The organism is Marinobacter similis (assembly GCF_000830985.1).
Lineage (GTDB): Bacteria > Pseudomonadota > Gammaproteobacteria > Pseudomonadales > Oleiphilaceae > Marinobacter > Marinobacter similis.
In genome coordinates this window covers 668,590-681,714 of sequence record NZ_CP007151.1, presented here as the reverse complement: position 1 = coordinate 681,714, position 13,125 = coordinate 668,590, and the positions used below count along the sequence as shown (strand labels likewise).

At 55.2% G+C, this 13,125-nt stretch carries 7 protein-coding genes, 1 tRNA gene and 4 pseudogenes; all 12 read left to right on the top strand.

The genetic code is table 11. From position 1 onward, the window contains the following. Positions 1–4: 4 nt before the first annotated feature. The 12 genes and pseudogenes from AU14_RS03030 (at position 5) to tgt (ending at position 13,111) form a co-directional block, all read left to right on the top strand. Positions 5–682, top strand: a complete 678-nt coding sequence (locus AU14_RS03030; RefSeq protein ID WP_041338813.1) for a flagellar hook assembly protein FlgD — start codon at positions 5–7, stop codon at positions 680–682. Positions 683–709: 27 nt separating this feature from the next. After that, a pseudogene (locus AU14_RS03025) lies at positions 710–2,727 on the top strand (flagellar hook protein FlgE). 86 nt (positions 2,728–2,813) lie between these two features. Then, positions 2,814–3,565, top strand: a pseudogene (locus tag AU14_RS03020) (flagellar basal body rod protein FlgF). A gap of 82 nt (positions 3,566–3,647) precedes the next feature. Continuing rightward, positions 3,648–4,435: pseudogene (gene flgG, locus AU14_RS03015) on the top strand (flagellar basal-body rod protein FlgG). 3 nt (positions 4,436–4,438) lie between these two features. Further along, positions 4,439–5,140 (top strand): flagellar basal body L-ring protein FlgH, encoded by a 702-nt coding sequence (gene flgH / locus AU14_RS03010; RefSeq protein ID WP_052471948.1) that lies wholly within the window; start codon positions 4,439–4,441, stop codon positions 5,138–5,140. Then, positions 5,137–6,234 (top strand): flagellar basal body P-ring protein FlgI, encoded by a 1,098-nt coding sequence (locus AU14_RS03005; RefSeq protein WP_041338810.1) that lies wholly within the window; start codon positions 5,137–5,139, stop codon positions 6,232–6,234. Before flgH ends, AU14_RS03005 begins: the two co-directional genes overlap by 4 nt. A gap of 8 nt (positions 6,235–6,242) precedes the next feature. Then, positions 6,243–7,238, top strand: coding sequence for a flagellar assembly peptidoglycan hydrolase FlgJ (flgJ, locus tag AU14_RS03000; RefSeq protein WP_041338807.1), 996 nt, complete (start codon positions 6,243–6,245; stop codon positions 7,236–7,238). A gap of 5 nt (positions 7,239–7,243) precedes the next feature. Continuing rightward, positions 7,244–9,295 (top strand): flagellar hook-associated protein FlgK, encoded by a 2,052-nt coding sequence (gene flgK, locus AU14_RS02995; protein ID WP_041338805.1) that lies wholly within the window; start codon positions 7,244–7,246, stop codon positions 9,293–9,295. Between the two features lie 43 nt (positions 9,296–9,338). After that, complete coding sequence (gene flgL, locus AU14_RS02990; protein ID WP_041338802.1) at positions 9,339–10,562, top strand: flagellar hook-associated protein FlgL; 1,224 nt, start codon at positions 9,339–9,341, stop codon at positions 10,560–10,562. An 85-nt stretch (positions 10,563–10,647) separates the two neighbouring features. Continuing rightward, a tRNA-Leu gene (locus AU14_RS02985) sits at positions 10,648–10,734 on the top strand. Between the two features lie 138 nt (positions 10,735–10,872). Beyond that, a pseudogene (gene queA, locus AU14_RS02980) lies at positions 10,873–11,975 on the top strand (tRNA preQ1(34) S-adenosylmethionine ribosyltransferase-isomerase QueA). 14 nt (positions 11,976–11,989) lie between these two features. Further along, positions 11,990–13,111 (top strand): tRNA guanosine(34) transglycosylase Tgt, encoded by a 1,122-nt coding sequence (tgt, locus tag AU14_RS02975; RefSeq protein ID WP_041338801.1) that lies wholly within the window; start codon positions 11,990–11,992, stop codon positions 13,109–13,111. The last annotated feature ends 14 nt before the right edge of the window (positions 13,112–13,125 follow it).

The window sequence follows — 13,125 nt, the reverse complement described above, 5'->3', positions numbered from 1 at the left end:
CGCAATGAGCGCAATTAACGCAACAGACGCTTCCGATGTTCTGAGCCAATACCAGCTCAAGCAGCAGAGCGGCGCCGAGGGAAACAGTGAGCTCGGCAGAAACGAGTTCATGGAATTGATGCTGGCCCAGCTGAAAAACCAGAACCCGCTAGAGCCCCAGGACAACGGCGAGTTTATCTCCCAGTTGGCCCAGTTCAGTTCACTGGAAGAGATGCAGAAGCTGTCCGGCAATGTCGATGATGTCGTTGGCCAGTTCCGCTCAACCCAGGCGTTGCAGGCCTCGGCCATGGTTGGCAAGAGCGTGTTGGCACCGTCTCAGATCGGGGTGCTGGGCGCCGAGGGCGTGGTTGATGGGACCATTGAGGTGCCAGCATCCACGGGCGGCCTGCGGCTGTCAGTTCAGAATCAGCAGGGTGAACTGGTGCGTCAGATTGATCTGGGCAGCAGTCCGGCGGGTGTGAAGTCCTTCAGCTGGGATGGTCAGGACGGCAACGGCAACCAATTGCCGCCAGGACCTTATCAGATTGTAGCTGAAGCTTCTTACCCGGAAGGCCAGCAGCAACTGTCGACCATGGTTAGCGCCAACGTCGATAGCGTTTCCCTGGGCCAGGGCGGCTCAGTGACATTGAACCTCGCGGGTATGGGCTCGATCGCCCTGTCCGACGTCAAACAAATTAACTAATACCGGTGTCAGACCAAGGGGTGAATCATGGCATTTAATACAGGGCTCAGTGGCCTCCGGGCAGCATCGGTGGATCTGGACGTTACCGGCAACAACATTGCCAACGCCAGTACCGTCGGTTTTAAAGGCAGCAAGGCGCAGTTTGGCGACCTTTATGCCAGTGGTTTTCTCGGCGCCGGCAATAGCCCGGTGGGCGACGGCGTCCGTGTCCAGGATGTTAAGCAGTCTTTCAGCCAGGGCAATGTCAGCTTTACCGATAGCGGCCTGGACATGGCGATCAGCGGTGATGGCTTCTTCATTCTGAACAATGGTGGCGAGACACGTTATTCCCGCGCTGGTCAGTTCGGGATCGACAAAGATGGATTTGTTACGAACAACCAGGGTATGCGAGTTCAGGGATTTACGGCGGACGACGACGGAAATCTTTCGGGTATTCGTGGCGATTTGCAAATAGATTCCGATAATTTGGCGCCCAGAAGAACCACGCTTTTGGAGACGGACGTAAACCTCGATTCACGCGAGTCTGTTCTGGAAAATCGGAATGCGTTCTTGATCGGCCGGCCGGGCGCTGCTGCACCTGATGAGGCGCAGACGAATGGAATTTTGGGCGCGTCTTTTTCTGTGACTTACCGTGATGGATCAAATTTTGAGGGGCAGGTGCCTATTGATAATAGCTCTCCGACAGGCCTTTCTGCAGAAATTGGTGCCAATGATGTAGCTGATTTTTTCAATGGTATTGATGGGTTTAGCGCCTCCGCTTTGACCGAGCAGACCATCAGTGGCGCGGATCTTCAGTCAATTCTTGATGAGCCAGATTTCAGCTTTCAGATTGATGTTGGTGAAAATGGAGAAGCTGGATCTGCAACAATCGATAGTTCTAGCTTTAATGGGAGCGTCCCAACGCTGGCCGAATTCGCAGAATTTATTACGTCTCTTCCCGGAGTGAGTGGCATCAGCGCGTCAGAGGACGGTGGAGACTTGCTTATTCGGCAAAATAGCGGTTTTACATTGAACACCTCCTACTCTGGTACGGACACAGATGTATCACCTAACGCATCTATAAGTGGGGGTGGTGAGCAAGTGGGATTTTTAACGACTTTATCTGCCGATGATAGTGTCGAAGGTTTATCGGCTCCCTCGTCTCCCTCGTCCCCTGCTGCAACGTCAAATTTGGTGGCAAGGTTTAATGCGGGGACAGCCGATCCAGTTGTAACCAATCAATTTAATCCACTCGACCAGCGGACTTACAATCACGCAACATCTACAACTATCTATGATAGCTTGGGCAACTCTCATGAACTGACTCAGTTTTACGTCAAAGATCCCTCTCCCGGCGAGGGGGTTGGGAGCAGTCAGTGGTCTATCTACGCACAGATTGATGGTGAAACGGTAGGTGGGACAAACCAGAATCCCTTCGTTGCGACGTTTAATGCAAGTGGCGAGCTAGAATCAGTTCGAGACCCGGTTGGCAGCATTTCTAACAGTGGCGAGATCCTCATTACCGATTGGGTGCCAAAAGATACTAATGGAATTCCCAATGGTGCTGACGGCCCACCTCAGAATCCGGCCAATGTGGTGACACCTATTCCTGAGCCTCCGACGAGTTCGGCATTTGTTATTAACTTGGGTGGAACCACCCAGTACGGAGCATCCTTCGGAGTTAATGATCAGCAGCAGAACGGTTACACCACCGGTCGACTTTCGGGGCTAGACGTGTCTAACACCGGGTGATCTTTGCCCGCTACACCAATGGCCAATCCCAGTCGTTGGGTCAGGTGGCTCTGGCGTCCTTCAATAACACCAACGGTCTGTCGCCGGTGGGGGATACCTCCTGGGTAGAGACCTTTGAGTCCGGCCAGCCGATCTTCGGTGCTCCGGACACTGGCACCCTCGGTTCTATCCAGGCCAGTTCCGTTGAGGAATCCAACGTCGACTTGTCGGCCGAGCTGGTGAACCTGATCATTGCTCAGCGCAATTACCAGGCTAACGCCAAGACTATTGAGACCTCTGATGCGGTCACACAGACCATCATCAACCTCCGCTAAACTTCTGCTTAACCCTTAAGCGATAAACATGGCACAACTCCTGCAGGAAGACTGGAAACAGTCAAAATTCCGGCAGGAGTTTTCCCATGGACAAAGCCCTCTATCTCGGTATGTCTGGCGCCAAGCAAAATATGCTGGGCCAGCGTGCCCACGCCAACAACCTGGCTAACGTCAGTACTACAGGGTTCAAGAAGGATTTCGCTCAGGCCCGCAGTATGCCGGTCTACGGCGAGCATCATCCAACTCGTGCTTACGCCATGACCGAGCGACCGGGCACCGACATGTCGGCCGGGGCGCTCATTGAAACTGGCCGGAAACTCGACATCGCCCTGGAAGGCGAAGGCTGGCTGGCGATCCAGAACAACGTCGGCGAAGAAGTCTTCACCCGTACCGGAAGCATGCAAGTGGATGTGAACGGCCTGATGCGGCTGGCCGATGGCGAGCTGGTGCTCGGCAACGGCGGCCCGGTTGCGCTTCCCCCTTTTGAAAACGTTCAGATTGGTGCTGACGGCACGGTTTCGATTGTGCCCGTTGGTGGCGCTCCGGATGAGCTGGTTGAAGTGGACCGGCTCAAGCTGGTGAATCCACCGCTGGACGCACTGGAGAAAGGCCCGGATGGTTTTATGCGGCGCCAGCCGGACCAGGCCATCGACGGCGCTGAGCCGCCGGACGCTAACTTGCGAGTGGCCACCGGTTTCTGGAAAGCTCCAACGTCAATGCCGTGCAGGAAATGATTTCTAACCTTCAGCTGTCACGTCAGTACGAGATGCAGGTGAAGGTGATGAGCACGGCTAAAGAAAATTCCGAAGCGGCGGCACGGCTGTTGCAGAACCTCTGATAACCATTGAAGACCATGGCCTGGTGGGCTGAAAGCGGCAAAACATGGCCGCTTCGACAGTCCCCCGGCAAGGAGAAAGAACATGCATCCAGCACTTTGGGTCAGCAAAACCGGGTTGAGCGCGCAGGACACCAACATGTCCACTATTTCCAACAACCTGGCCAACGTGAACACTACCGGCTTCAAGCGAGACCGTGCCGTGTTCCAGGATCTTCTGTACCAGATCGACCGTCAGCCGGGCGGATTGAGCACCCAGAACTCGGAACTGCCTTCGGGCCTTCAGCTGGGTACCGGTGTTCGAGTGGTTGGTACGGCCAAGCAGTTCTCCCAGGGCAATCTTCAGATTACCGAGCAACCACTGGACATGGCCGTCAACGGGCGTGGTTTTTTCCAGGTGCAGCTGCCGGATGGCCAGGTGGCGTACACCCGCGATGGTCAGTTCCAGCTCAACGCCAACGGTGATGTGGTGAATCCGGATGGTTACGCTCTGGAGCCTGCGATCACCGTGCCGGAGAACGCGACGACCGTCACCATCGGCAAGGATGGCACCGTTACCGCGATCACCGATGATCAGGCTGCTCCGGTAAATCTGGGGCAGGTCACGCTGGTTGATTTCATCAACCCGCAAGGCTGCAGGCCATTGGTAACAACCTGTTCAAGGCCACTAACGCCAGCGGCGACCCGACCGAAGGCGAGCCCGGGCTGGCCGGCCTTGGCACCATTGAGCAAGGCTCTGTGGAAGCATCCAACGTTGAGGTGGTTGAGGAGCTGGTCAATATGATCACAACCCAGCGCGCCTATGAAATGAACTCCAAGGTCGTGTCCACCACCGACCAGATGCTTCAGTTCATCACCAACAATATTGGTTAAGTTATGACACACGTCCTTCGAACCAACCTGCTTGATCGAGTGCCTACCTTGGCGCTGGTCGGTGCTTTGATCGTGCTCCAGGGGTGCACCGCGATGAGCCGTCCCAGGGCGGTTCCGGACGATCCCCAATATGCGCCAGTGCGGGCGCAGGCGATGATGCAGAAAGACCCGAATTCCGGGGCGATCTTTCAGAGTTCCCGCAACTACAACTTCTATGGCGACACCACCGCGCTGAACGTGGGGGATGTGTTGACCATTACGCTTGCAGAATCTACACGGGCGAGCAAGAACGCCGAAACCAGCATCACCAAAGACAACGAAATCAGCCTGCCTGAGCCTACGATTCTTGGGAAAAGCAACTTCGGGATCAACACCGCACTGAATCAGGAACGGGATTTCGAAGGTTCCGCCGAGGCGGATCAGAGCAACAGTCTGGCCGGCAACATCACGGTTACAGTGACCGAAGTGCTGCCAAACGGCGTGTTACGTATCCGGGGCGAGAAGTGGTTGTCGCTGACCAATGGCGACGAGTACATCCGCCTGACGGGCCTGGTGCGGCCGCAGGATATTCAGCCTGACAATACCGTTGCCTCCAACCGCATTGCCGACGCCCGTATTGCGTACGGTGGTACCGGCGATTTCGACCAGGCCAACCAGATGGGCTGGGTTGCGCGCTTCTTTAACAGTGAGTGGTGGCCGTTATGAGCCTGAAAAAGCTTCTGACCGGAGCGTTGATGCTGGTGGTTTGTGCTGCACCGGTGATGGCGGATCGTCTCAAGGATCTGGCGCGGATCAAGGGTGTACGAAACAACCAGCTGGTGGGGTATGGCCTGGTGGTTGGTCTCGATGGCACCGGTGACAAGGCCCCGTTCACCAATCAGACCTTTCGAAACATGATGAACCAGTTTGGTGTGACCCTGCCCGAGGGCGTGAACCCAAACTTGGCCAATGTGGCGGCCGTGACCGTGAGCGCGACGCTGCCGCCCTTTGCCAAAACCGGCCAGGAAATTGATATCACTGTGTCCTCCATTGGCAATGCCGACAGCCTTCGCGGCGGCACGCTGCTGATGACGCCGCTAAAAGGCGCTGATAACAATATTTACGCCATGGCCCAGGGCAGCATGGTAGTTGGCGGTTTCGGTGCCCAGGGTCAGGATGGTTCCCGCATCACCGTCAATGTGCCCAGTGTGGGCCGGATTCCCAATGGCGCAACCATTGAGAGGGAAGTGGCGTCGCCGTTCACCAAGGGCGACACCATCACCTTCCATCTGTTGCGTCCGGATTTCACCACGGCTCGCCGCGTGGTGGAAGCCGTGAATGGTCATTTGGGCCCGGATATGGCGTACGCCCACGATGCCACCTCCATTTCGGTACGGGCGCCCCGGGATCCATCCCAGCGGGTCAGTTTCTTGTCGATCCTCGAAAACATCAATGTCGATCCGGCTCAGGATGCTGCCAAGGTGGTGATCAATAGTCGCACGGGCACCATTGTGGTTGGCCAGAATGTTCAGGTCAGCCCTGCGGCGGTGACCCATGGCAACCTGACTGTCACCATTCAGGAAAATCCCAACGTGGTTCAGCCCAATCCGCTGGCCCAGGGCGAGACGGCTTTGGAACAGGATTCCCAAATTGCCATTACCGAAGAGCCTGCCCGGATGTTCAAGTTTGGGCCGGCAGTCACCCTGAACGACATTGTTCAGGCAGTGAACCAGGTAGGTGCGGCACCCGGGGATGTCATGGCGGTGCTTGAAGCCCTCAAACAGGCCGGTGCCCTGCGCGCCGAGCTGATTGTGATCTAGGTGTCGTGATGCAGGATTATCAGGTTCAACAGGCTCAGGTTTACACCGATTTCAACGGGCTGAATGCGCTGAAATCCCAGGCTCGCACTGACAAGCAGGCGGCCCTGGAAGAGGTGGCGCGTCAGTTTGAGAGCCTGTTCCTGTCGGAAATGCTGAAATCCATGCGCAAGGCCGGCGATGTGTTCGCGGAAGGCAACTACTTGAACAGCAGCCAGTCTGAATTCTACCGGGACATGTTCGACAGCCAGTTGAGCCTGACCATGGCCAAGGGGCAGGGCACGGGACTTGCCGAGGCTCTGGTTCGTCAGCTGGGTGAGCAGACTCCCGGGCTGGCCAGCAATGGCAGCAAATTAGCGGCTCACAAGGCTAGCCTCGCAGATTACGAACGCAGCCTGCCAGCATTGTCGGCGAAATTGCCGGAACAGCTGGACCAGGTTACCGCAGTGGCAAAGCAGACAGAGTCGACAGCACAGTCGCTGAAACCTTCGGCACCCAAAGCACTGCCCGAAAAGTTCGATTCTCCAAACCACTTTGTTCGGGAACTGTTACCGGTGGCGGAACGGATTGCCGGCGATTCGGGAATCGACCCCAAGCTGATGGTGGCCCAGGCGGCCCTGGAAACTGGCTGGGGTCGGCACATGATCAAGGGCGATGGTAATCAGCCAAGTTTCAATCTGTTCGGTATCAAGGCCGACAGTCGGTGGCAGGGCGAAGCGGTAACCATCACCACCACGGAATACCGTGAGGGTTTGCCTTTGAAAGAGCAGGCGCAGTTCCGGGCCTATCCCGACTACGAATCCAGTTTCCGTGATTACGTGTCGTTCCTGGAATCGAATCCGCGCTACCGAGACGTGCTGTCCGTAGCCGATCAGCCGGAGATCTTTGCCGACAAGCTTCAGGAAGCGGGCTACGCGACCGACCCCAATTACGGTGAAAAGATCCGCAGGATCATGGGCCGTGATTCACTGATGACACTGTCCATGGACAGTGAGACTAAGGAGTAACGGTTATGGCAGGACTGCTGGGTATTGGCCTTACCGGGATTCTGAGTCATCAGTCGGCTTTGAATACCACGGGTAACAACATCACCAACGCGAACACGCCTGGCTATAGCCGTCAGGAGGTTCAGTTCGAAACCCAGACCGGCCAGCGCACGGGTGCCGGGACGATTGGCAGTGGCGTTAGCATTTCCAATATTCGTCGGCTGGCGGACGAGTACTTGGTTCAGCAGGTTCGGGAAGACAGCAGTCTTTCTGGTGAGCAGGAAGCGTTGAACTCAGAATTGACCCGGCTGGATAATCTCCTGGGTGGGGAGTCCACGGGTCTGAGCAATGCGCTGAACAATTTCTTTGCCTCATTACAGAATGCCGCGGAAGATCCGACGTCGTTGCCTCAGCGTCAGTTGGTGTTAAGTGAAGCGCAGCAGGTTGTGAATCGATTCCAGGCGCTGAACCAGGAGTTCATTCAGCAGCGGGAGTCCGTTAAGACTCAGATACAGCAGGGTGTCAAAGATGCCAACACACTGCTGAAGAGTATTGCTGAATTAAACCTGGCAATTTCAGAGTCGCCTGGACTTGCTCAGGGGAAAATGCCGAACGAGCTGCTGGACAAGCGCGATGAGAATCTCCGGCAATTGTCAGAGCTGGTCAGCATCAAGGTGTCTCAGACTGAAGGTAGCCAAGTTAATGTCTCATTGAGCAATGGCTTGTCCCTGGTGGTGGGTAACAACGCTGCTCACTTTGGCACTCAAGAAAGCTCAGAAGACCCGACCCGATTGTCCTTCACGCTCTCCAATGGTGGCCGGGTCGTCAATGTCGACGAGCAGATCAATGGCGGCAAGCTGGGTGGTCTTCGTCGTTTTGACAACGAAGCGCTCAAGCCAGCCTTTGATGAATTGGGTCGGATTGCCATCGCGCTCTCGGACACGATGAATCATCAGCATGAAATCGGCATGGATCTGGAAGGCGATCTGGGCGGGCTATTCTTCACCGACATTAACTCCCAGGAGGCTCAGCGCAGCCGCGTCGTCGCCAATGGTAATAATCAGCAACCGCAAACGGGGCAATTAGCTGTCGAAATTACAGACAGCTCCGCGCTTGCCGCTGGTAGCTACACGCTTCAGTTTAGCGGTGATGGCCGAAATTTTGAGTTGATCGATAAGGCCTCCGGGGAGACCGTCAATCAGGGGCGCCTGCCGGATCCGGTCCAGTCCGAGATTTCCATGCCCGGCTTCAATATCCGAATCGAGGGCGGTGCTTTTAATCCAGGTGACAAATACCTGGTTCAGCCGAGCAGGAATGCGGCAGAGAGTATAAGCCTGCAGGTTGATCGAGAGGAGGATCTAGCATTCGCTAGTCCCATTCGTGCAGAGGCGGATTCTGGGAATGCGGGTACTGGAAAAATCGATCAAGGCACTATGCTGAATGTTCGCAATCCTAATACCAATGCTTTGTTGCCTGGATTTACTGAAAGCCAAACGCTAGCAAATGGTCCTTTAGAGGTTGTCTTTCAGGATGATGGGACGGGCGGTTTGACCTTCAGTGTTTTTGATGTCAACAACCCTTCAAGTGTTGCCGGAAGCGTTCCCATCATCGAGGACAAGCCGTTTACTGACGGCGTTGCAAATTCAATATTCAGTGAGTCAGTAAGTGATGGGGATGAGTACCAAGGCTATCAGTTCCGAATTAGTGGTCAGCCCGTTAATGGGGATAGATTCGAAATAAGCTTCAACTCCAACGGTGTTTCGGATAATCGTAACGCAGAGCGCATGGCCGCGCTTGGCACGGCAAATACGTTAAATGGCGGAAACCAGAGTTTCGCCGAAGGCTATGCCGGATTGGTGGAGGATGTTGGCGTTAAAACACGCCAGAGCCAATTAGATCTGGATGCTGGCAAAACACTTTTGGAGCAGTCCACCAATCAGCGTGAGAGTGTGTCGGGCGTAAACCTGGATGAGGAAGCCGGCAAACTGATTCAGTATCAGGCCGCTTATAATGCCTCGGCGCAGGTCATGTCCGTGGCTCAGGATTTGTTCAATACGCTGTTACAGAGTTTCCGGTAATGGAACTGGTAACGGTCGCAATGGCAGCGTGAGGTAATTTGAGATGATCCGTATTTCATCGCAACAAATTTTTTCCGGTGGCATCAATCGCCTCCAGGATTTGAATAGCAACCTGAATAGTACTCAGCAGCAGATTTCTACTGGCAAACGGGTCAATCAGCCTTCTGATGATCCTGTCGCAGCGGCGCGTATTCTAAAGCTGGACCAGGAGCTGTCGCGGGTAGAGACCTATCAGCGCAATGTCAATCTGGCTGACAACCGGCTCAATCAAGAAGAAAGCGCTTTAGAAAGCGCCACCGATATCATCCAGCGGGTGCGTGAGTTGACGGTGCAGGCTGGTAACGGGTCTCTGTCAGCTAACGATCGACGCTCAATCTCGTCAGAACTCAAAGAGCGGTTGGGGCAGCTTGCCAACGTTGCAAATACCCGCGATGCTTCTGGCGAGTATATTTTTAGTGGTTTCCAAGGATCGGTCCAAACATTCCAACAGAACGCTTCTGGAAGCTGGGAGTACCAGGGTGACGAGGGGCAGCGAGTACTTGAGATTGATGATGGCGTTACAGTGCCAATCAGTGACCATGGAAAAGGAATTTTTGAATCTGTTCCCGCATCGGTCACTGGCGAAGTGGTTTCATCACCTGGTGGAGGTTTTATTTCGGGTGTAAGCGTTGCCAATGAGGCTGCCCTCTCGAACACAAATCCAGGCCCCTTCGCTGACGATGTTTCAATAGAGATCGGTGCCGGCGGAGCTATAATTGCCAGAGACACGGCCGGGGCTACTTTGCCAGCCGGAAGTGTTGTTCCCAGCACTTACCAGAGCGGTGAGCCTTTCGTGGTTGCAGGTGTTGAAGTAACCATTACGGACGCGGCTGTGGGCGACACTTTCGAATTGAACATCAATGATAAGCAGTCAGTTTTTCGTACTATTGAGAATTTGATTGCTGGTCTGGATTCACTTGATAAGAGTACGCCTCAAGGGAGTGCTGAATTCGACGATTTAATCGCGAATTCCCTCAGAAACCTGGACAACGCTCAGGAAAGTATCCTCCTCAAGCAGACCGAGCTGGGCGGCCGGATGAACGCCGTAGAATCCACCAAGAACTTCTTGGAGGATTCATCGGTTTACACCAACCAAATCCGCTCAGAATTGCAGGACGTGGATTATGCAGAAGCCATCAGCAATTTGAGCTTCCAGAGCTTCGTGTTGCAGGCGGCACAGCAGTCCTTTGCACAGGTGTCGCAGCTGTCGTTGTTCGACCGGCTTTAAATAATTACTCGAGCGGGCCCGATCTGCCCGCATGAGTTATTGATTTCATGGGCAAGCTCAGTATAATCGCCCATCTCATCTTGCTGGCGGCGTGGTGAAATTGGTAGACACGACGGATTCAAAATCCGTTGGGGTAAAACCCGTGGCGGTTCGAGTCCGCCCGCCGCTACCACCTTTTCAGGTGTTCTGGTCCGTTCTGACACTCTCGCAAAATCATAATAATTGCTCCTGCTGTTCAGGCGAGTTCCATTCCGTGGTAAATTCCGTTCTCTTTTTCACAACCGCAGTTGCGTCTTGACAGTCCTTTCTTATGAACGTCTCTGATTTTGACTTTGAATTGCCGGACGAGCTGATCGCCCGATATCCGCTTACTGAGCGCACGGCCTCCCGCCTTTTGTGTCTGGATGGGATGTCTGGCAAAACCGCTCATCGGCACTTTGCAGATCTTCCTGATCTGCTGCAGCCCGGTGACCTGCTGGTGTTCAACGATACCCGGGTAATCCCGGCGCGCCTGTTCGGTAAGAAGGAAACCGGTGGCCAGGTGGAAATCCTGGTCGAGCGGGTGACCGGTGAGCATGAAATCATTGCGCACGTGCGTGCCTCAAAGGCGTTGAAAGAAGGCCAGAGGGTCGTTCTTGAGGACGGTACCAACCTGTGTATGGCGAGCCGGAATGAGGCGCTATTCACCTTGGTTTGTGAGTCTGCCGAGCCAGTGCTTGAGGTGCTGGAGCGTATTGGCCATATGCCATTGCCGCCGTATGTTGATCGCCCGGACGAGAGCACGGATCGCGAGCGCTACCAGACCGTTTACGCCCGGGAAGCGGGTGCCGTTGCCGCACCCACTGCGGGCCTGCATTTCGATGAAGCCCTGCTGAAAACGATTCAGGACCTGGGCGTTGAGACCACCTTCGTTACCCTGCATGTGGGCGCTGGTACGTTTCAGCCGGTGCGTGTTGATCGTATCGAAGACCATGTGATGCACAGCGAAGTAGTGCAGGTTCCACAGACGGCGGTTGACGCTGTCGAGCGTGCCCGCGAGCGCGGCGGTCGTGTCATTGCTGTAGGCACCACTTCCGTTCGCTCACTGGAATCTGCGAGCAGGGGAGGCCGATTGAAAGCCTTCCGGGGTGAGACCGACATCTTTATCAGCCCGGGTTACCGATTCGAGACGGTCGATGCTTGATCACCAATTTTCATTTGCCGGAATCCACGCTGATCATGTTGGTCAGTGCGTTCGCGGGCTACAAGAATGTTATGGATGCCTACGAAGAGGCGGTGGCCGAACGGTACCGCTTCTTCAGTTACGGCGATGCCATGTTCATCACTTGCCAGGAGCCGAGTCGCGGGACGTTGCTCGGACCAGCTGGCACCACAAACGATTCAAGCTCTGACACCAACGGGGAATCACTTTGAGTCAGTCCTGTTTTATGTCATTCGAAAAACTCGGGGAAGACGGTCGCGCTCGTCGCGGACGGCTGAGCTTTCCCCGGGGCACTGTCGAAACCCCTGCGTTCATGCCTGTCGGTACCTATGGCACCGTGAAGGCGATGCTACCCCGTGATATTCACGGTATCGGGGCAGAAATTATTCTCGGCAATACCTTCCACTTGATGCTGCGTCCGGGCACTGAAGTGATCAAGGCCCATGGCGATCTGCATGATTTTACCCAGTGGAAAGGCCCGATTCTGACTGACTCCGGTGGCTTTCAGGTTTTCAGTCTGGGCGAGATGCGAAAGATCACCGAAGAGGGCGTTACATTCCGCTCTCCGGTCGACGGCTCGCCGGTAAAGCTGAATCCGGAAATCGCCATTCAGGTACAGCGTGACCTCGGTTCCGACATCGTCATGATTTTTGACGAATGCACGCCGTATCCGGCCACCGAGCAGGAGGCCAAAGACTCCATGGAGCTGTCGCTCCGTTGGGCAGAACGCAGCAAAAAGGCGCACGAAGGCAATCCAGCGGCGCTGTTCGGGATTGTTCAGGGTGGCATGTACGAGGGCCTGCGGGACGTTTCGCTTGAAGGTCTGACCGACATCGGTTTCGACGGCTATGCCATTGGCGGGCTGTCCGTGGGTGAGCCCAAAGAGGACATGATCCGCATTCTGGACCACCTGCCGCCCAAGATGCCGGAAGACAAGCCGCGCTACCTGATGGGGGTCGGGCGTCCCGAAGACATCGTCGAAGCGGTTCGCCGCGGCGTCGACATGTTCGACTGTGTCATGCCAACACGGAATGCTCGCAATGGCTACCTGTTTACCTCAACCGGCATTGTGAAAATCCGCAATGCACGGCACCGTCACGATACCGCTCCGCTGGATGAGCGTTGTGACTGTTACACGTGTCAGAATTTTTCGAGGAGTTACCTGTATCATCTCGATAAATGTGGAGAAATGCTTGGTTCACAGCTCAACACGATCCACAACCTGAGGTTCTACCAGAACCTGATGGCTGGATTGCGTGGCGCCATTGAAGCAGGTACATTGTCCGACTTTGTAACCGACTTCTATGCTCTGCGCGGTGAGACAGTGCCGCCGATGGGTAGTGCCTGATTATTCGCAAAACA